The sequence below is a fragment of the Bacteroides sp. OF04-15BH genome, from assembly GCF_003477995.1.
Lineage (GTDB): Bacteria > Bacteroidota > Bacteroidia > Bacteroidales > Bacteroidaceae > Paraprevotella.
The window spans coordinates 21,092-41,198 of the sequence record NZ_QUEM01000017.1 but is presented as its reverse complement, the minus strand read 5'-3'; the positions used below and the strand labels follow the sequence as shown (position 1 = coordinate 41,198).

Annotated in this window: 21 protein-coding genes; 9 read left to right on the top strand and 12 right to left on the bottom strand. The window is 45.1% G+C overall.

Translation table 11 applies throughout. The features are described 5' to 3' along the window. Window positions 1–5 precede the first annotated feature (5 nt). The 10 genes from DXA74_RS09070 to DXA74_RS09025 all read right to left on the bottom strand — a co-directional run bounded on the left by DXA74_RS09070 (window position 6) and on the right by DXA74_RS09025 (window position 10,137). The gene (locus tag DXA74_RS09070) at window positions 6–1,496 is read right to left on the bottom strand and encodes an RNase adapter RapZ (RefSeq protein ID WP_118526842.1); all 1,491 of its coding nucleotides are present in this window, start codon (window positions 1,494–1,496) and stop codon (window positions 6–8) included. After that, window positions 1,493–2,701 (bottom strand): ABC transporter permease, encoded by a 1,209-nt coding sequence (locus DXA74_RS09065; RefSeq protein WP_118526840.1) that lies wholly within the window; start codon window positions 2,699–2,701, stop codon window positions 1,493–1,495. The genes DXA74_RS09070 and DXA74_RS09065 overlap by 4 nt, the downstream gene beginning before the upstream one ends. Beyond that, window positions 2,698–3,342, bottom strand: a complete 645-nt coding sequence (locus DXA74_RS09060; protein WP_118526838.1) for an ATP-binding cassette domain-containing protein — start codon at window positions 3,340–3,342, stop codon at window positions 2,698–2,700. Before DXA74_RS09060 ends, DXA74_RS09065 begins: the two co-directional genes overlap by 4 nt. After that, on the bottom strand, window positions 3,342–4,796 hold the full coding sequence (locus DXA74_RS09055; protein ID WP_118526836.1) for a DUF4836 family protein: 1,455 nt from the start codon (window positions 4,794–4,796) through the stop codon (window positions 3,342–3,344). Before DXA74_RS09055 ends, DXA74_RS09060 begins: the two co-directional genes overlap by 1 nt. 19 nt (window positions 4,797–4,815) lie before the next feature. After that, a complete protein-coding gene (locus tag DXA74_RS09050) occupies window positions 4,816–5,574 on the bottom strand; it encodes a 16S rRNA (uracil(1498)-N(3))-methyltransferase (protein WP_370448495.1) in 759 nt (252 codons plus the stop codon). Between the two features lie 5 nt (window positions 5,575–5,579). Continuing rightward, window positions 5,580–6,149, bottom strand: coding sequence for a bifunctional nuclease domain-containing protein (locus DXA74_RS09045; RefSeq protein ID WP_118526832.1), 570 nt, complete (start codon window positions 6,147–6,149; stop codon window positions 5,580–5,582). 4 nt (window positions 6,150–6,153) lie between these two features. Next, window positions 6,154–7,425, bottom strand: a complete 1,272-nt coding sequence (locus DXA74_RS09040) for a nucleoside permease (protein ID WP_118526830.1) — start codon at window positions 7,423–7,425, stop codon at window positions 6,154–6,156. 301 nt (window positions 7,426–7,726) lie between these two features. After that, on the bottom strand, window positions 7,727–8,908 hold the full coding sequence (locus tag DXA74_RS09035; RefSeq protein ID WP_118526828.1) for a class I SAM-dependent rRNA methyltransferase: 1,182 nt from the start codon (window positions 8,906–8,908) through the stop codon (window positions 7,727–7,729). Then, window positions 8,901–9,554, bottom strand: a complete 654-nt coding sequence (locus DXA74_RS09030; protein ID WP_118526826.1) for a 3'-5' exonuclease — start codon at window positions 9,552–9,554, stop codon at window positions 8,901–8,903. The genes DXA74_RS09035 and DXA74_RS09030 overlap by 8 nt, the downstream gene beginning before the upstream one ends. A 19-nt stretch (window positions 9,555–9,573) precedes the next feature. Next, window positions 9,574–10,137 (bottom strand): DUF5063 domain-containing protein, encoded by a 564-nt coding sequence (locus DXA74_RS09025; protein WP_118526824.1) that lies wholly within the window; start codon window positions 10,135–10,137, stop codon window positions 9,574–9,576. Between the two features lie 120 nt (window positions 10,138–10,257). Here DXA74_RS09025 and DXA74_RS09020 point away from each other — a divergent pair, with 120 nt between their 5' ends. From DXA74_RS09020 to rpmA, 5 genes are all read left to right on the top strand, one after another. Further along, a complete protein-coding gene (locus DXA74_RS09020) occupies window positions 10,258–12,771 on the top strand; it encodes a DNA translocase FtsK (RefSeq protein ID WP_118526822.1) in 2,514 nt (837 codons plus the stop codon). A 9-nt stretch (window positions 12,772–12,780) separates the two neighbouring features. Beyond that, complete coding sequence (locus DXA74_RS09015) at window positions 12,781–13,419, top strand: LolA-like putative outer membrane lipoprotein chaperone (RefSeq protein ID WP_118526820.1); 639 nt, start codon at window positions 12,781–12,783, stop codon at window positions 13,417–13,419. A 32-nt stretch (window positions 13,420–13,451) separates the two neighbouring features. Then, window positions 13,452–14,390 carry a thioredoxin-disulfide reductase gene (trxB, locus tag DXA74_RS09010; RefSeq protein ID WP_118526818.1) on the top strand — a complete coding sequence of 313 codons (939 nt, stop codon included), beginning with the start codon at window positions 13,452–13,454 and terminating at the stop codon, window positions 14,388–14,390. 153 nt (window positions 14,391–14,543) lie between these two features. Then, the gene (gene rplU, locus DXA74_RS09005) at window positions 14,544–14,861 is read left to right on the top strand and encodes a 50S ribosomal protein L21 (protein ID WP_118526816.1); all 318 of its coding nucleotides are present in this window, start codon (window positions 14,544–14,546) and stop codon (window positions 14,859–14,861) included. 21 nt (window positions 14,862–14,882) lie between these two features. Continuing rightward, entirely contained in the window at window positions 14,883–15,158 is a 276-nt protein-coding gene (rpmA, locus tag DXA74_RS09000) for a 50S ribosomal protein L27 (RefSeq protein ID WP_118526814.1), read from the top strand. 77 nt (window positions 15,159–15,235) lie between these two features. On the opposite strand, the gene DXA74_RS08995 is transcribed toward rpmA, so the two are convergent. Continuing rightward, window positions 15,236–15,457, bottom strand: coding sequence for an XRE family transcriptional regulator (locus DXA74_RS08995; RefSeq protein ID WP_118526812.1), 222 nt, complete (start codon window positions 15,455–15,457; stop codon window positions 15,236–15,238). A 138-nt stretch (window positions 15,458–15,595) separates the two neighbouring features. Continuing rightward, complete coding sequence (locus DXA74_RS08990; RefSeq protein WP_118526810.1) at window positions 15,596–16,393, bottom strand: NifB/NifX family molybdenum-iron cluster-binding protein; 798 nt, start codon at window positions 16,391–16,393, stop codon at window positions 15,596–15,598. A gap of 147 nt (window positions 16,394–16,540) precedes the next feature. Between DXA74_RS08990 and DXA74_RS08985 the strand changes: the two genes are divergently transcribed. The 4 genes from DXA74_RS08985 to DXA74_RS08970 all read left to right on the top strand — a co-directional run bounded on the left by DXA74_RS08985 (window position 16,541) and on the right by DXA74_RS08970 (window position 20,103). After that, window positions 16,541–17,008: a lipocalin family protein gene (locus tag DXA74_RS08985; protein WP_233550497.1), complete on the top strand. Its 468-nt coding sequence runs from the start codon at window positions 16,541–16,543 to the stop codon at window positions 17,006–17,008. 107 nt (window positions 17,009–17,115) lie between these two features. After that, window positions 17,116–17,883: an amidohydrolase gene (locus DXA74_RS08980; RefSeq protein WP_118526908.1), complete on the top strand. Its 768-nt coding sequence runs from the start codon at window positions 17,116–17,118 to the stop codon at window positions 17,881–17,883. Window positions 17,884–17,908: 25 nt separating this feature from the next. After that, entirely contained in the window at window positions 17,909–19,525 is a 1,617-nt protein-coding gene (locus DXA74_RS08975) for a thiamine pyrophosphate-dependent enzyme (protein WP_118526806.1), read from the top strand. Beyond that, on the top strand, window positions 19,522–20,103 hold the full coding sequence (locus tag DXA74_RS08970; RefSeq protein ID WP_118526804.1) for an indolepyruvate oxidoreductase subunit beta: 582 nt from the start codon (window positions 19,522–19,524) through the stop codon (window positions 20,101–20,103). Before DXA74_RS08975 ends, DXA74_RS08970 begins: the two co-directional genes overlap by 4 nt. Window positions 20,104–20,107 lie beyond the last annotated feature (4 nt).

Sequence of the window (20,107 nt, the reverse complement as noted above, 5' to 3'; positions counted from 1 at the left end):
CTCCTTTATTTGTTTGCCATAAATACCGTATTGACTCCCTGCTCACGATGACAGACATGGACCTCTATGCCATATTTCTCATGAAGATGCACTGCCAGATGCTGCGCCGAGTAAACACTGCGATGCTGCCCGCCGGTACATCCGAAACAGAACATCAGATGGGTAAATCTGCGCTGTAAATAGCGTTCTACATGCGCATCAGCCAATGTATAAACTGAATCCAGGAATTTCAAGATTTCTCCGTCATCCTCCAAAAAACGAATTACCGGCTCATCCAGTCCGGTCAACTTCTTGTAAGGTTCATATTTTCCGGGATTATGCACCGCACGACAGTCAAAGACATAGCCTCCCCCATTTCCGGTAGGATCTTCGGGTATTCCCTTGCGATATGAAAAGCTCAGCACATCAATTTTCAATGCGGAAAGATTCTCCTTTGGAAAGACTGTCTTCTTTTCTTCCGAAAGAGACTTGCCGCTATCAGATTTCTTTTCACAAAAACGGGGTGCATTTACCAGATTCCAGAGTATCTGTCTCAAATAAGGATAGGTACAGATTTCCTGCTCCAATAACCCGCGCAGATTGTCCAACGCATAAGGAATACTGTCTATGAAATACTGTTTATGTTCACAATAGCCACGCAGGCCATAAGCTCCCAATACCTGTAAAGTCCGGAACAGGACAAAAAGATTCAGACGTTTGTGAAAATGTTCCGAATCAACCGTCTCATACGGCTGCAAGGCCTCCAAATAGGTCTGGATTAATTCTTCGCGCAATTCGGGCGTATAATGCGCGGAAGCCTGCCATAGAAAACTGGCCACATCGTATTCCCGCGGGCCTTTTCTACCTCCCTGATAATCGATAAAACAAGGAGAGCCGTCTGGATGAAGCATCACATTGCGGGCCTGAAAATCACGATAGAGAAAAGTTTGGGAGGATTCGTCCAGCAAATCATCGGACAAACGGTAAAAATCCTCTTCCAGCCTCATCTCATGAAACTCCACTCCACTAGGCTTCAAAAAACAATATTTGAAATAATTCAAATCAAACATGACAGCCTCCCGATTCATCTCAGGCAAAGGATAACAGAGTGAAAAATCCAATCCGTTACGGGCGCAATATTGCAGTTTCGGAAGTTCCTTTATTGTGCGTTTCAATAATTCTCGTTCACGGTCGTCATACTTTCCGCCGTTTTTACGTCCGTTCGCCAGAGCATCATACAGACTTAAACTACCTAAGTCCGTCTGCAGATAACAGTCGCACGAATCATCTACGGCCAGAATCTCGGGAACGGAAACTCCTTGCGAAGCAAAGAAACCGCTCAGATAGACAAATGCCCGGTTTTCTTCGGGTGAAGTCCCGATAACTCCAATCACCGTGTTGCCGCCCGCGTCAAACAAACGATAATATTTCCGGTTGCTGCCAGCCCCTGCCAATGCTTCGACACGCGCCGGCTCCTCCTGTTTCCAGGTCTTGTATAAATTCAGTAAATTCATCATAATCTTACACCCTTTCTATACCAGATTGCAATCACCTTACGATGAACTGCCCAAACATTAATGATGCTGACAATCAAAAACAGTCCCCCACCCAACAGATAGGCCGGCAACATGCTTCCTTCTTTCATCTGTGGAAAAATCTGATAGAGCATATCCATGTAATAAGATCTTATCCAAAACAGAAAGACCAGTGACAAGCACAGCACCAGAGCATTCATACCTACAGTTAAAGCCTGATAAGGGAAAGATACTCTTTGAGGAGTATAACCTATCAACAGAAGATTTTCCAGTTTCTGTGTATTCTTTTCCACCAGAAGATAAATGCTCAGCATCAGGATATAAAAAGACAGGGCGCTGATCAACAAACCGACACCCATGATGATTCCGGAAACCATCTTCAGGAAAAAGGTTGTTTTTCCGGCATCCAGCTTGTCATCATCCGTTTCATAATTCTTCTTCTTGAAATAAGTGGCTATGGCATCATCTGTCGGATTTTTCACTTCCACAATCAGACGGGATGGAGCCGTATCCGCTTCTGGCGCATATTCCTGATTGCTCCATTTCAAAAATGATTCCGGAACCAGGATTGTGTTTAAGCGTGTACTGAACCCAATCACTTTTCCTTTGTAATATGCCTCCTTACCGTTACCACGGATATGAATCATCAGGTCAATGGCACCAATCAGTCCTTCAGACATTTTCGGCAACGAACGACTTTGTGCAAAACCGAAATTATAGATAGTAAGATAGTTCTTGGGCAGAATAATGGGAATTACCCCGTGCTGCTGGTCGAACTTCCACTGCGAAAGGTCCGTATCTACAAAAGCATCCGGAACAGACTCGAAGAACAATTCTGTCCGCAATGCCGGCATTCCGGCCAATCCCATGCTGGCATCTACATGATACTGACTGGAATTGAATGTTCCTACCGATTTCGTAAAACGCTGTGCTTCCATCTCCTTCACTTCCGCATCTTTAAAGGCGCTGGCTGAAGAAGAAAACGAGTGAGCCACAGAAATACGTTTTGAGACGATCAAAAATTCTTTTTTGATAAAACTGTCTCCTTGAGTAAACACAGGAACTACGTCATTATAGAACTGCAAACTCAACAAAACAATCAACATTCCCAGCAAGTTGGCAAAAAAGAATCCTGCCAATTGAGGCTTACTGATATGCTGGCGCAACAATTTCCAAACCAAATTCATAATTTGAATACTTTATCGTAATTTAAATCCATGTGTTTGCCGATGCTGGTCACAATGACACTCGCACCTTGTCTGCGGGCCTCTGTCATCATCAATTCGGCCATAATCCGACTGTTATTCTCATCCAAATGACTGATGGGCTCATCCGCCAAAAGGAAATCAAAAGGCTGAACCAGAGAACGGATCATCGCCACTCTTTGCTGCTGTCCGAAACTCATCAGCCCCACCTTGGTATTTATTTTATCTTCAATACCCAAAGCTTCGAACCAGGCATGAATTTCTTTCTGAGGCTTGAATCTGGTCAACCCGTTTTTAATGCTGACATTCTCATAAGCCGTCAACTCCGGAAACAAACGAAGTTCCTGAAAAAGAATACTCAACGACTCACGGCGCAGACGGGCCCAGTCCTTAATCTTAAGGTTACGGATGTTGCTCCCGTCAAAATCAATAATACCCTGATAATCTCTTCTATACCCTGTGATATAACTGCACAGGGAAGATTTACCGGTTCCGGAGTTTGCCTCAATCAAATAAACTTTCCCCTTCTCCAATAAAACTTCCTTGTGCCAAATCTCACTCTGAATGTCATCCCGAGTCGCAAAGACCTCGGGCAAGACATTCTTCAGCGCTATTTTTTCCATTATTCAAAAAATTGTTTCAATCCACTTTTTTTATCTTTCAGATACAAAATCAGCTCCATGGATGTTGCATTTGAAGATCTCAAGGCTACCGCCTCTATCTTACCCAGGAATGCCTCCACCTTAGCCAAATCATCATTATTGCCGCTCATGGAACCCAAGAGAGAGTTCATAGCCCCCATATTGGTCCACACATAGAACTTGCTGTCTTTGATATCATCCTTGTAAGGCTCCAACAAATCATGCTTCATACCTTTCTGCAAATCCACCATCAGACCCTTGGAGTTTGTCAGCAACACATTCTTATCCTTCAGTCCCAAATAAATATCTGATCTTGCCACATTACCGATGCGGTACAAGTCTTCGTCCACCTTCTCAAAAAGATATCCTCCTGAGTTCCGCGCAGACGAAATCCAATAATCCACATCATCCATAAAAGAAAGATTAGCCATCTGTGCCTGCATCTGAATCTGCGGTTCCTTGTCCATTGTAGCAGACAAAGCTATGTCTCCATCAATGTTCTGAATCATTTTTTCCACATCCATCACATTATTCATCGCCATAAGATAAAGACGTAATGAAGGAATTTCGCTCATCAGCTTCATCAATTTTTCACCTTTCACATTGGCTCCCATCCAGACCATGGTATTCGGAGACACAGAAGAAAGGAACTCCCCGTCAATCTGTCGGCTCAAATCATCAAGAGCCTTCATTTTCTGTGCCAATGCCTTGTCCTCAGCAATGACTCCTGCACGGAAAAGAATCTTTCCATTTTCCGAGTCCATGGAAACGGTCATCAGCATTTTACTGAAATCTACATGCTCGGGCAATCCCAGATTCTCAAACATTTTATAATATTCAGGGAACATCTCCAAAGAGGCAACCGCCTTTAAAATACCTTTCTGTTCCTGCAACTTCTTGTAAATCGGGGCTTCCAGCACACTTTCTTTCTTGTCCTGCTTCAGATAAGCAATCATCTGCTGGCGCAGTTCCGCTTGTGCAGAAGCGATTGTCGGTCCCATAATCAAGAGGACTTCATCATCAAATCCTATCACGAAAGAACCACCCAAAGAACTCCAGAAGAATCCCTGCTGCTCCTCAACGGGAGTTGCACCCATGGATTCTCCGTTCTTATTCAAATATTCTTTCAGAAGCTCCACATCATTTACCGGGAACAAAAAACCATTCATTCCGTCAGCTCCGACAAAGCCATAAGCATTCTTTTCAAAATCCAGTCCCAACTGGTACAGATCCTCATGTCCCGGGAAAAACTTTTTCAGTTTCTCTTCCGTCAAATCACTCTCCTTAATAAACTCTTCTGTGTCAAATGCCATCAGAGCCGTAGCATCTGCTGGTATGACACGTGCATGTGAAGACTGGTCTTTAGGCCAAAAGAACCACGCAGCTAATATTACAACCAGTAATACAACTCCTCCAATAATCCATTGTTTTTTCATACGGCATTATTTTAACGAATTAATAAAAGTTTTTCATCTGCATCATCTGCACGGCAACCAAAGCCGCAGTTTCCGTTCTCAAACGGCTTTTGCCCAAAGAAACCGGCTCAAAACCGTGCTGCAAGGCATAACGGACCTCTTCCAAGGAGAAATCTCCTTCCGGACCGATCAGTACCACCGTTTTCTTTCCGGACTGAAGAATGTCGTACAGAAAGGGTTTCCCTCTACCCATATCCTTCATTTCCCCGACAGATACGCTCTCTCCCAAAACATCGCGTTCATCATAGCAATGAGCGATGAATTTCTGTTCATAGTCTTCTACCTGCTGAATAAAAGCCTTAAAATCCAGCATCTCGTTCAATATCGGCTTACAGCTTTTTCGGCTTTGCTTCACGGCTGATATCAGAATTTTATCCACCCGCTCGTTTTTCACCACTTTCCGTTCTGAATTTTTACAGTTCAGGAAAGTCAATTCATCAAATCCGATTTCTGTGGCTTTCTCAGCCAACCATTCCACCCGATCCATGTTTTTGGTCGGTGCCAAAGCCAGATGAAGCCATCCTCCCCACTCTTTGGCCTGGGGCTCTGTTTCCACAATCTGATAAAAGCACTTTTTAGACTGTACATTCACAATCTCAGCCTTATAAAAAGTCCCGGCTCCATCCATCAACATGATTTCATCCCCTATCTGCAACCGCAACACACGAATGCAATGCTGCGCTTCCTCTTCGGGCAACTGATTTGCTTCTGCGGCATCGGGCACATAAAAAAAACGTATCTCTTTCATTTTCTTCGTTGTATTTCGTCTCTTAACAAAGACGCCAATTCATAGTTTTCGGTTTCTATCGCCCGCTTAAGGGCTTCCTCCAGAGCTTCCTTACTGACGGCATTTATCGGCATGGAATAGGTTCCGTCGGACACTTCACGCATATACTGCAAATTCAAGAGTTCCTCATGTATCGTTATCGGACACTTAAAGGTTGCCGCCAACACCAGACCATTGGATGCCCTGCAATAAGAAATGACTTTCCGTTCTCCATACTGTTCACAATACAAATGACAATAGGTTACTCCTCCTCTCACCGCACAGATTCTCACCTCGCGCAAACGGATAGAGAAATTATTGAAGACGCCCAGCATGATATCCGAAAAATCAATCGGAGTGGCCGCGATGAAGACTTTCTTCATTTTCAACAATAAAAGCAATGCATCTTGCCGCTCCATCAGCACCGGAAGCATGCGCTCTCCATCCGTTTCCTTCAGTATGGCCAAATAGGCATTTCCTTCCTTGGAACATTGTGACACATTGGAAACCTGCAAATACTTATAAGATTGTTCTGTATTTTCTTCCATATTTTTATATTTTATCGGGCTCATGCTTATAGCGGAAAACAATAGCAAAAAGCACAGCCACAACCAGAGCATAAGCCGCAAACAGATACCAGCAAGTGCTCCATCCTTCTACAATCTGATGCCCGGTAGCATCTTGCAAACTATAGACATATTTATTGATGACTTCCTGAGCACACAACGTACCGATTGTAGCTCCCAGGCCGTTGGTCATTACCATAAACAGACCCTGTGCACTACTGCGGATATGAATATCCGTTTCCTTATCCACAAACAGAGAACCGGAAACATTAAAGAAGTCAAAGGCTACTCCATAAACAATCATGGACAAAATAAACAACCAGACGCCGTCACCGGGATCTCCCATTGCAAAGAATGCGAAACGAAGTACCCAGGCCACCATCGCCATCAACATCACGATTTTAATTCCAAAACGATGCAAGAAGAAAGGAATTAACAAAATACACAGGGTTTCGCTCATCTGCGACAAAGAGATAAGAATATTGGCATGCTGCACTCCAAAAGTGTCTGCATACTCCGGAATTCCGGCAAAAGAGAAGATAAATGGTCCGGCAAAACCATTGGTAATCTGCAAGCAGATACCTAACAACATAGAAAAGATGAAGAACACGGCCATCTTTTTGATTTTAAACAAACGGAATGCCTGGAGTCCCAAGGCTTCCGAAAGACTCTTTGCATTGCCCTCCCGATTTACCGGACATGCAGGTAAGGTAAAGACATAAAGGGCCAGAATAAAACTCAGGATTCCGGAAAAGGCAAACTGCAAGGCATTCTGCTGCATACCGCCCAGGTCAACCACCCACATGGAACAGATAAAACCAACGGTTCCGAACACACGGATTGGAGGGAAATGCTTCACGGTATCCATACCGGCACGATCCAAAACGGAGTATGCCACAGAATTGGACAAAGCAATTGTAGGCATGAAAAAGGCTACACTGACCGTATAAAGACTGAATAGGGTTGAGAAAGAAACCTGCTCTCCGGCACTCACTCCATAATAAGAAGCAGCCAGCATGAATGCACCTGCCAGAAAATGACAGATACCCAACATCTTTTGTCCCTGTACCCAGCGGTCCGCAATAATTCCGACCAAAGCGGGCATAAACAACGAAACAACACCTTGAATGGAATAGAACCAGCCTATATTTTCAGCCTGACCGACCTGAGCCAAGTAACTTCCCATAGAAGTCAAGTATGCTCCCCATACTGCGAACTCCAAAAAGTTCATGATCGTTAGTCTAACCTTTAAACTCATACCTTTTTAATTTTGCAATAAAACAATAGTTATAAAGTGCAAATTTAAAAAAGATTTTTGATTATACGACTTTTGACTCCAAAAATCATAAAAGGCATCCGGTTTTTCATTTTTTCGGTTCAAAATCAGGACAGAAACCTATATAAAAAAAAGAAGGTTGTCATCTCGACAACCAATCTTTTCGTTAACCTTAAATCTAATACCATGAAAAACACAGTGCAAAAGTAGTGTTTTTCCATGAATCAGCAATAGCTGACGGCATTATTTTTCTCCAATTTTATATACTTTAACATTAGTCATTTTATTCAACATAGAGCACCAATCCCTTAAGATACTCACCTTCAGGATGATAGATATTTATCGGGTGATCTGCCGGCTGATGCAACTGATGCAATATTCGTACACGTCTTCCGCTCTGAGCAGCAGCACTAAACACAGCTGTACGGAAATTATCCTTGCTGACAACCTGAGAGCAACTGAAGGTAAACAAGATACCGCCCGGTTGGATTTTCTCAAAAGCTTTTGCATTCAAACGGGTATATCCTTTTAAAGCCTGTTTCAAGGAATCCTTATGTTTTGCAAATGCAGGAGGATCGAGAATGATCAAATCATACTGGTCTCCCATTGCATCCAAATACTTGAATGCATCTTCGGCAAATGCCTGATGACGCGGGTCTCCCGGGAAATTCAATTCAATATTTTTATTGACCAGGTCAACCGCCTTGGCAGAACTGTCTACAGAATGCACCAGACGGGCTCCTCCCCGCATGGCATACACACTGAATCCTCCCGTATAACAGAACATGTTCAGCAAAGCACGTCCCTGAGCATAATGTTCCAGCAAAGAGCGGTTGTCTCTTTGGTCTACAAAGAAACCGGTCTTTTGTCCCTTCAGCCAGTCAATATGGAATTTCAGTCCGTTCTCAACAGCAATATTATCGGCACTACCACCCCGGATGAATCCGTTTTCCTGTCCCAGATTAGCCTTAAACGGAAGGGTGGTCTCACTCTTATAATAGACATGTTCCACCGCACCTTGTGTCTGACTCAGCAAAGCATCGGCAATAGCCATACGGTCCACATGCATGCCGACACTATGTGCCTGCATCACGGCTGTTTTTCCGTAAACATCAACCACAAGTCCGGGCAGACAGTCACCTTCTCCATGAATCAGACGGTAGGTATTGTTTTGCTCAGTACCGGCCACTCCAATGGCACAACGCATATTATAGGCCACCCGTACTCTTTCTTCCCAGAATGCCGCATTGATTTCTATATCAGAGAAAGACAGTACACGAACAGCAATAGATCCGATTTGCCAGTGTCCCACCGCCAAGAATTTGCCTTCAGCCGATACGACACGAACCACATCCCCCTCTTCGGGTTCCCCATCTATATGATGGATTGCTCCAGAAAATATCCAGGGATGAAAACGCTTGAGGCTTTCCTCTTTCCCTTTTTTCAGAAAAACATTCTTATACATAATTATTATTAGGATTATTATTTATAGTCTCTTCTGTTCTCACAATCAATTCATAGTCACGATTCTGTGCCAGAACATTCAGTTCGTTGTATATGCGGACACAAGCCCAGGCATCTGTTGCAGCATATAATTTCTGACCGTCGGTCAGGATATCCGCTTCCCAGTTGGTCAGTCTCTGCCCCTTGGAAATCTTTTCCCGAAACAGATTGGCATATATTTTCTGCAGGCTCATGTCTTCAATACCAATATTCTTGACAAAGTCCTGCAGTTCCAGAAATTTTCCGGGAGCAAAGTCAGCCCTTTTCCGCAACATGGCCAAATCATCCTTCAGGGAAAGACCTACTTTCAGGACTTTTTTATCTTCCAGCAGACGAATCAAAGCCTGAGACAAACCGATGCGGTTCAAACGAAACAGGAAACAGGTATCTTCCGTGGAGACCTGCAACAAGGCAACCGAATTTACCTTTCCCTTTTTAAAAGAAGGACGGGTTTCCGTATCTACGCCCAATAGCCCGAAGGACAACAGATAATCAACAGCCTTATTGGCTTCCGCCTCCGTTTGTATGGTAAAAATTCTTCCTTCGAAAAGCACTCTGGGCAGTGAGGCCAGTTCCCGCTTGTCAAATTTGTTATATAGTGTTTTCATAATCTCCTTCTACGCTCCCTTAATCTAAAAAATCGTCCTCGGCATCGTGCTCCTCGTCCGGATCGTTTCGTTCTGCAGAACGCACGCCATGCAAGGCACGAAGCGCATTCAGCAAGGTCTGTCCCCAATATAAATCAAACTGTTCCTTTACCTGTCCCAAAGCATCATACATGCTCTGCTCTATTTCCAGTTTATACGTAGTCACAAAATTCCGGACAGCCTGATAAACATCAGCCAGATCTTCCGAAATACTCTTTACCTGAGGTTCCTGCACATAATACAGATTGGCAATATCCAGATCCAGATAAGCGTCCTTATCTCCCAAAAGGGCGGCCACCCGGGCACGAACAGCATCATAGTCCTGTTCTGTAACAAATTCTTCAGGGAAGCAGTCTTGCATGTCGTCTACGCGAGGCAACATTTCAGCCTTTAAATACAGCAAAGGAAGAAGTTTCAATAAGGTTGCCATGAAGTCGTTGGTTTTTGTCGGCGAATCCTGCTCCAGAAAAGCACAAAACTGCACGCCTACAGTCACAAACTCCAAAACATCTTTAGCATAAATCACTGCCTTTATCTTTTCCATAAAACTGTGGTTCTTTTAAATAAATTCACGTTACAAAGGTAACAAATTTCACATGAAAATATACAGAGATATGCGATTTTAGATTAATTTTGCGAAAGATTCTCTTAAAAGCCATTTTACATGTCTAAAAACAACACTACAATACAAATAACCAAATTAGGAAACAAAACCTCAAAAAACAACTCGGCATCAGGAAAGAAAAAAAACAAGAATCAGACTTCAGCAAACGAACAGCCCAACCGTCAGGAAACCTTTCATTTTCTGGCAGGAAGTATTCTGCTCGTCATCAGTTTGCTGATGCTGTTGTCTTTTTCATCACATATTTTCACCGGAGCTGAAGATCAAGGACTTATCGAAGCTCATGCCCATGAAGGTTTTGCCAATTACGCAGGCAGCATCGGCGCATATTGTGCCGATTTCTGGATGAACCAATGCTTCGGCTTTGCCGCATTTTTCATCCCGATTTTCCTGTTGGCCGCATCCATGAAACTGACCAAAGCTTATCACATACGCTTATGGAAATGGTTTCTCCACTGTGCCTTCCTGACATTTTGGGTTTCCATATCTTCTTCCTATTTTCTGGATAATCTGATCTCCAGAATCCCTTCCTGGAGTTTTTTAAATCCAGGAGGTCATCACGGCCAATACATCGTGGAGCGCCTGACTCAATCAGCGGGCTCATTCGGAGTATTCCTCATTATTCTGCTCAGCGCTCTGGTGTATTTCATCTATCTGAGCAAAACAACGATTATTTTCGTACGTAAATTGCTGAATCCGGTGGATTATATCAAATCAAAGATTCCGCAAACACCCTTTAAGAGAGGAAACAGCAACTCCGAAGACAGCGCCGTAAATCCGACAACGGAAACGCCGGAACCGGTTTCTCCGTCCCCAGAAAAAGAGGAAGAAACAGAAGACACGGTTCCGGAAAATGAAACATCCACACAGGCTACCATTGATTTTGACCTGACTCCTACTACATCGTCCAAACCGGTGCAGACCGAGCCTGTTGTTCCCAAGGCCCCTCCTTCAGCTGTTCCCGTGCTGAAAGACACTGATATTCCTTTGGATATTGCAGAAACCACCCAAGAAGAAACAGCCAACAGCAACGGTAAAGGAGCATTGGAACCTTTCGATCCCAAACTGGATCTGGAAAACTATAAATATCCGGTTCTGGAACTGCTCAACCGCTACGAAGAAACCGGCTCGGGCATTGACATGGAGGAACAGAACAAGAATAAGGACCAGATCATCGAAGTTCTGCAAAACTTCGGTGTCGGCATTTCTTCGATCAAAGCCACTGTCGGCCCAACCATCACGCTTTATGAAATCACTCCGGCCAAAGGAGTACGCATCTCCAAGATCAAGAATCTGGAAGATGATATTGCCCTGAGTCTAAGTGCCCTGGGTATCCGTATTATAGCCCCGATACCCGGAAAGGGAACCATCGGTATTGAAGTACCGAACGCCCGTCCTCAGATGGTTTCCATGGAAAGTATTCTGAACAGCAAAAAATTTCAGGAGGCCGACATGGAGCTGCCTATCGCATTGGGAAAAACCATTACCAACGAAGTATTTATGGTCGATCTGGCCAAAATGCCTCACCTGCTGGTTGCCGGTGCCACCGGACAGGGTAAGTCAGTCGGCTTGAATGCCATCATCACGTCCTTGCTTTATAAGAAGCATCCGGCGGAACTGAAGTTCGTTATGGTCGATCCCAAGAAAGTGGAATTCAGTATCTACTCGCCAATTGAAAATCATTTCCTGGCTAAAGTAGCAGACGAACCGGGAGAAGCGATCATTACCGATGTCAATAAAGTGGTACAGACCCTGAAGAGTCTGTGTCAGGAAATGGACAGCCGCTATGACTTGCTGAAAAAAGCCCGTGCCCGTAATCTGAAGGAATATAATACCAAATTCAAGAACCGTCAGTTGAATCCGGAAAACGGACACCGCTTTATGCCTTACATTGTCGTTGTCATTGATGAGTTCGGCGACCTGATTATGACGGCGGGCAAGGAAATCGAATTACCGATAGCCCGTATTGCCCAGCTGGCACGTGCAGTAGGTATCCACATGATTATCGCCACCCAGCGTCCGACCACCAATATCATTACCGGTACCATCAAGGCCAACTTCCCGGCCCGCATGGCTTTCAAGGTAAGTTCCATGATTGACTCGCGCACCATTCTGGACCGTCCGGGTGCCAACCAGCTGATTGGCCGCGGAGACATGCTTTTCCTCAGTGGCAGTGAGCCGGTACGTGTGCAGTGTGCTTTTGTAGACACTCCGGAAGTGGAACATATAGCCAACTACATCGCCAAACAGCAAAGCTATGCCGGTCCGTTTGAATTGCCGCGTGTTGAGATTGAAGGCGAGGAAAGCACCGGTAATGTGGACATGGGCAATCTCGATCCTTTATTTGAGGAAGCCGCACACATGATTGTAAATACTCAACAGGGATCAACCTCCATGATTCAAAGAAAATTCTCCATCGGCTACAACCGTGCCGGTCGTCTTATGGACCAGTTGGAGAAAGCCGGCATTGTCGGTTCTGCTCAGGGAAGCAAGCCGCGCGAAGTACTCTGCGTGGATGAAACTGATCTGGAAATGCGTTTAAATAATTTAAGATAACAAAGACCTATGAAGAAAATCTTTTTATTACTTTTGTTCGTATGCACCCTTCAAAATGTTGCTGCACAAAAAGATCCGCAAGCAAGAAAAGTACTGGAAGCTACAGAAAAAGCTTTTGAAAAAGGCAAAGGAATCAGCGCCAGATTCACTGCCGAGAATTTTGTCAACGGACAGTCTCAGGGCAGCAGCGCGGGCACAATGAAAATCAAAGGACAAAAATTCCAGCTGACCACCAACGATCTGATCACCTGGTTTGACGGAAAGACCCAATGGAGCTACCTCAAACAGAACGATGAAGTCAATGTCAGCACCCCTTCGGCCTCTGAATTGCAGGGAATGAATCCCTACGCCATTTTAAACATTTATAAAAAAGGATTCAACTACTCTGTCCAGAAAGGAACTCTTCGGGGTCAGGGAGTATATACCGTAAGACTCACAGCTGAAAGCAAATCAAATGACATCCAGGAAATTCTTCTGGACGTGAGCCAAAGCAACTATACTCCTTTCTGCATCCGTTTCCGTCAGAAAAACGGAAGCTGGACCAAAATCGTTGTCCGTGATTTCAAAAACCAGCAAAAATTCAACGATCAGGACTTCACCTTCCCCAAAGAAGCGTATCCTAACGCAGAAGTGATTGATTTGAGATAATTCATTTACATCAAATAAAAACAAGAATTATTATGGAACATATTCGTTGCCTGATTATAGGTTCCGGCCCGGCCGGATACACTGCGGCAATCTATGCCGGTCGCGCCAATCTGAATCCGGTTGTCTATGAAGGAATACAGCCTGGAGGACAGTTGACCACAACCACAGAAGTAGAGAATTTCCCGGGTTATCCGGAAGGAATCACCGGTCCGGAGCTGATGGACGATCTGCGCAAGCAGGCTGAACGCTTCGGTGCAGACATCCGTAGCGCCATCGCCATCAAGACCGATTTGAGCAAACGCCCTTACACGGTAACATTCGACAACGGAGACGAGGTTACGGCCGACACTCTGATTATCGCAACCGGAGCCACTGCCAAATATCTGGGTCTGGAAGATGAAAAGAAATACGCCGGTATGGGAGTCAGCGCCTGCGCCACTTGCGACGGTTTCTTCTATCGCAAGAAGGTGGTAGCCGTTGTCGGAGGCGGTGATACAGCCTGCGAAGAAGCCACATATCTTGCAGGACTGGCCAGCAAGGTCTATCTGATTGTGCGCAAGCCTTATCTTCGTGCTTCAAAGATTATGCAGGAGCGTGTCCTGAACAATCCTAAGATTGAAGTTCTTTTTGAGCACAACACCGTGGGTCTTTTCGGAGAAAACGGTGTAGAAGGAGCACATCTGGTAAAACGTTTGGGCGAAGCTGACGAAACCCGTTATGACATTGCTATAGACGGATTCTTCCTGGCCATTGGTCACAAGCCAAACTCAGACATCTTCAAACCTTGGATTCAAACAGACGAAGTGGGATATATCCAGACAGAAGGAGCAACTCCACGCACAGGAGTTCCGGGCGTATTCGCAGCAGGCGATGTAGCCGATCCTCATTATCGTCAGGCCATTACTGCTGCAGGAAGCGGCTGTAAGGCAGCCATTGAAGCTGAACGCTATCTCACAGAAAACAATTTATAAAAAATATTAAATCCCAAAACTGTAAGTATAAATATTTGTCCGATTTCGGATTATGTTGTATCTTTGCAGCCGATTTTAGTCCGTGGAGGCTCGGTAAAGTAATACCTATGGTATTCGCCTTGCGGAGAAACCCGTTTAATTATAATAAAATAAATGTACGCAATTGTAGAAATTAACGGTCAGCAGTTCAAAGCTGAAGAAGGTAAGAAATTGTTCGTTTACCACATTCAGAATGCTGAAGCAAATCAGACTGTAGAGTTTGAGAAAGTATTATTGGTTGACAATGCCGGTAACATCACTGTAGGTGCTCCTACTGTAGAAGGCGCTAAGGTTGTATGCGAAGTTGTATCTCCGCTGGTAAAGGGCGACAAGGTATTGGTATTCCACAAGAAGAGAAGAAAAGGTTATCGTAAACTGAATGGTCATCGCCAGCAGTTCACTGAGTTAACTATCAAACAAGTTATTGCTTAATCATTAAAAACGTAAAAGAAAATGGCACATAAGAAAGGTGTAGGTAGTTCTAAGAACGGCCGTGAATCAGCATCACAAAGATTAGGCGTTAAGATTTTTGGTGGTCAGGCTTGCATCGCTGGTAACGTTATCGTTCGTCAGCGTGGTACAGTTCACTACCCAGGTAAGAACGTAGGTATGGGTAGCGATCACACTCTTTACGCATTGGTAGACGGTGTAGTAACTTTCAAGAAAGGTAGCTACAAAGGACGTCAGGACAGAAGCGTTGTTTCTGTTGAACCTAAGGCAGAAGCATAAGCGTTATAACTATAACACAAAAAAAGCAGTCTTTTCAGACTGCTTTTTTTGTATCCTTATTATCTTAAATCTTCCGACTAAATCTCTTCCGTATCTTCCTCCAGCTCTTTAGAATAGTATTTAAAGAAGTCATGAGACAATATCTTGGATATGCGGTAAAGCATTTCCGAATCTACGCTTTCCCGCTGAAAAATCTTATACACATTGGTGCGGCCACAGTACAAACTTCTGGCGAACCAGGTAACAGTTTTTCCCTGGTCACGGAGCACTTTCTCTATAACTTTACCAATATGAATCATATTTCCCTACTATTCTACAACTAAAGTACAAATATAGTTATATTTGCCAACAACCGTTTCAAACAGCTGTTGAATATATCGCAACAGTAGAGACAAGGAAAAATTTCGACAAAACAAGATTTTAATATTCTGGAACTCTTATTCGTGATGGGCGCATTGATGACCGTCTTCAGAATGATGCTGGCATCCCATGCCGGAGTCCTGAATTTCACCACGCAAGTAAGCCTGCACCACATCCAGGACAGGACCACTGCAACCTCTAAAGACCTGAATACCACAGGCCGACAATTTATTCAGTGCTCCGGCTCCCATATTACCGGCCAGCATTACCGTCACCCCGTCTTCCTGTAACTTAAAGGCGATATTTGATTTACAGCCACATCCCTGAGGAGATGGCATCGTCTCTGCCAATACAATCTGGTTTTCTTCATTCACTGATACAATCGTGTAAAACTCACAATGTCCGAAATGATCATCAATCTGACCATTTCTTGTCGGTAAAGCAATTTTTTTCATTTTCCTGTATTTTAAAAAATCAATCTCATCACACCGTCCTCCACAAAGTAAACAGTCTTTACATTCACCACCCGGCAACGGCTCAGCCTGATTAAAAACAAAGCCACAATGCCGGCATCGGAACCACCCTCCATCAACATACACGTTTCCTCCCTCGACAACCAATGCACAGGAATCTACCAGGGCCCTCGCTATCTTCTGTCGTGCCGAAGCGTAAATTCGGGTAATCGTCGGACGGGAAACACCCATCTGTTGTGCAGCCTGTGCATGGGTCAGTCCTTCATAATCGCACAAAAGAACCGTTTCGTATTCTTCCAGATGCAAAACGACTGTTTCGCGATTTCCCTCAGACAAAGGCACAAAGCCACAGGAAACCGGAACTCCACTTACTTTTCTAAAATTCTTCGGACGGGGTGACATAGGATTATTTTATGATAACATTGCAAAGATAATGAACAAATGTTCAAAATGAAAGAATTTTATGACTTTATTTGACAATATCCGCATCATTATCTTGTTTTCCCCAGCAAAGTTTGGTAATTTTGAATAATCTATAAAATCATGCCTATGAAAACGAACAATCAGAATATAGACAATCATACCGTCACTCAGGTCGATCTGGCCCGATACATGGGCACCTGGTATGAAATTGCCCGATACGATCACTACTTTGAAAGAGGAATGACTCTGGTTACGGCCACTTATGCTTTCAAGCCCAATGGAAAAATCATGGTTCTGAATGAAGGCTATAAAAACGGAAAACACAAACAGGTGATTGGTAAAGCCTATTTACCTCAGGCAAATGATCCCGGAAAACTCAAAGTGTCCTTTTTTCTCTGGTTCTACTCCGATTATTATATTCTGGAATTAGACCCCGATTACCGCTACGCCGTTATCGGAAGCAGCTCTGAAAAATACCTGTGGATTCTGAGCCGGACCAAAACCCTGCCGGATTCTCTGAATGCTGAAATCCTGCAACGGCTGGAAAAACGTGGCTATGATACCGGAAAACTGATATTCGTTAAACAGGAATAAGAACAAGAAACGAATACTATTTACGGCAATAAAAGTAATAATCTATAGAAATATTTGGCAGAATATAAATAAATAGATACTTTTATATGCTAAAAGCTGAAAAGACCATGAAAATAAGTATTATTCAAAGTGATATTATTTGGGCCAGCCCAGAAGAAAATCGCCAACATCTGGAAGAAAAACTCTCTTCCTCACCGTTGGCGGATCTTTATGTTTTCCCGGAGATGTTCTCTACCGGTTTTTGTACCGAACCACACAAAATAGCAGAAGAAGCGACAGAAGCAGGAAGCCTGGAATGGATGCAGGAAACAGCCCGGAAAAGGCAATGTGCACTGGCCGGCAGTGTAGCCACACATGCCGACGGAAAATATTACAACCGTTTCTATTTTGTATATCCCGACGGTCATTATTGTTTCTACGACAAGAAGCACCTGTTCACTTATGGCGGTGAACACCACACCTTCACTCCCGGAACAGAGCGGGTTATTGTGGAATACCAAGGAGTACGTATTCTCTTACAGGTCTGCTACGATCTTCGTTTTCCGGTGTGGGCACGCAATCGCAAAGACTATGACCTGATTCTATACGTAGCCAGCTGGCCGGAATCGCGTATCGAAGCCTGGACCACCCTTCTGCATGCCCGTGCCATCGAAAACCAATGCTATGTGGCCGGAGTCAATCGCGTAGGAACCGATCCGTCCTGCCAATACTGCGGAGGCAGTGTCCTCATTGATCCTTATGGAAAAGACCTGGCAGCATGCCGGAACAATCAGGAAGATGTTGTCTCGGCCCTTATTGATCTGGAAGAGCTGAACCGCTTCCGGGAAAAATTCCCGGTACTGAATGATGCAGACCCGTTCCAGATTGCTCCTTAAAACCGAATACCTAAAAAAATAAGATATGACTGACAAGAAACTCCTTTTAGGCGATGAAGCCATCGCACTGGGTGCTTTGCATGCCGGCATCAAAGGCGTATATGCCTATCCCGGAACCCCCAGCACCGAAATCACGGAATATATTCAAAAACACCCGCTGACTCAAGAACGAGGCATACATAATACCTGGTGTACCAATGAAAAGACTGCTATGGAAGCAGCCTTGGGTATGTCATACGCCGGATGCCGTGCCATTGTCTGCATGAAGCATGTCGGACTGAATGTGGCTGCCGATGCCTTTGTCAATTCAGCCATGACCGGAGTAAACGGCGGACTCATCGTGATTGTGGCCGATGATCCTTCGATGCACTCTTCTCAAAACGAGCAGGATTCCCGTTTCTACGGTAAATTCTCCTTGATGCCCATCCTGGAACCGTCGTCACAGCAGGAAGCATACGATTTGATGCCTTACGGCTTTGAATTGTCCGAGAAGCAGAAACTGCCGGTGTTGATGCGCATCACTACCCGTATGGCCCATTCACGCGCGGCCGTCACCGTAAAGACAGAAGCACAGCCGCTTCAAAAACTGCCCTATGCCAAGGACCCGGCATCCTGGGTGCTACTGCCGGCCAATGCACGCCGTCAGTATGCCTCCCTTATTGAAAAACAGGCCGAACTGGAATCTCTGGCAGCTCAAGGACATCACACCCGTCTGGAAGCAGGCAGCAACAGTAAAGGAATCGGTATCATTGCCTGCGGCATCGGTTACAACTATGTCAAGGAAGCTGAAGGAGGACACGATGATTTCCCGGTATTAAAGATTGCACAATATCCGTTGCCCGCAGCCCTTGTTCATGAGCTGGCAGCCCAATGCCAGGGAATTCTGGTTGTGGAAGACGGACAACCTTTCGTTGAAGAACAGGTACACGCAATGCTGGGTGCCGACTATCCGGTTAAAGGCCGCCTGACTGGCGATCTGCCTCGCACCGGAGAACTGACACCTGACAATGTAGCAGCTGCCATGGGAATCGCCAGCAAGCGCTTCTTCGAAGCACCGAAAAATCTGGTTCCGCGCCCGCCAGCCCTGTGTCAGGGTTGTGGTCACCGCGATGTCTATAATGCCTTGAATGAAGTGGTTCGCGAATATCCCGATGCCCGCGTCTTTGCCGATATCGGCTGCTATACCTTAGGTGCCCTTCCTCCTTTCCGTGCCATTGACAGTTGTGTCGATATGGGTGCTTCCATTACGATGGCCAAAGGTGCCGCCGATGCAGGCTTGTTCCCGGCTATTGCTGTCATCGGCGATTCCACTTTCACTCATTCCGGAATGACCGGATTGCTGGATGCCGTCAACGACAAAGCCAATATTACCATAGTGATCTCGGACAACCTGACCACGGCCATGACCGGAGGACAGGATTCTGCGGGAACCAATAAATTTGAGGCCATCTGTCTGGGACTCGGTGTAGAGCCGGAACACGTGCGTGTGGTTGTCCCTCTGCCTAAGAACATGGAAGAAATTACCCGCGTCATCCGCGAAGAAATCGAATACAACGGAGTATCTGTCATCATTCCGCGCCGTGAATGTATCCAGACCTTAAACCGCAAACTGAAACAAAAAAGAAAGGAACAAAAAGCATGAAAACAGATATCATATTATCCGGTGTGGGCGGACAGGGCATCCTGTCCATCGCCACTATCATCGGCGAAGCAGCCACACACAGCGGTCTGTATCTGAAACAGGCCGAAGTACACGGAATGAGTCAGCGCGGCGGTGACGTGCAGTCCAATCTGCGTCTTTCCGACAGTCCTATTGCCTCAGACCTGATCGCTCAGGGTACCGCCGACATGATTCTCTCACTCGAGCCTATGGAAGCCCTGCGCTATCTGCCCTATCTGGACCGTGAAGGCTGGATCATCACTTCCTCCGCTCCCTTCAAGAATATCCCGAACTATCCTGACGAGCAAGCCTTAAAAGAGGAACTGACCCAGTTGCCTCACATCATTCTGGTAGATGTAGAGCAGATTGCCCACGAACATAACATGCCGAAATGCGCCAATGTCATCCTTCTCGGAGCCGCTTCCCGCTATCTGGGCATCGTTTCCGTTGAAGAACTGCGCGACAGCATTGCCCGTGTGTTCGGTTCCAAAGGAGCAGCCGTGGTAGAAATGAATCAGAAAGCTTTCGATTTGGGCTATGCAGCCGCCGAGAACCCCTAAAAAC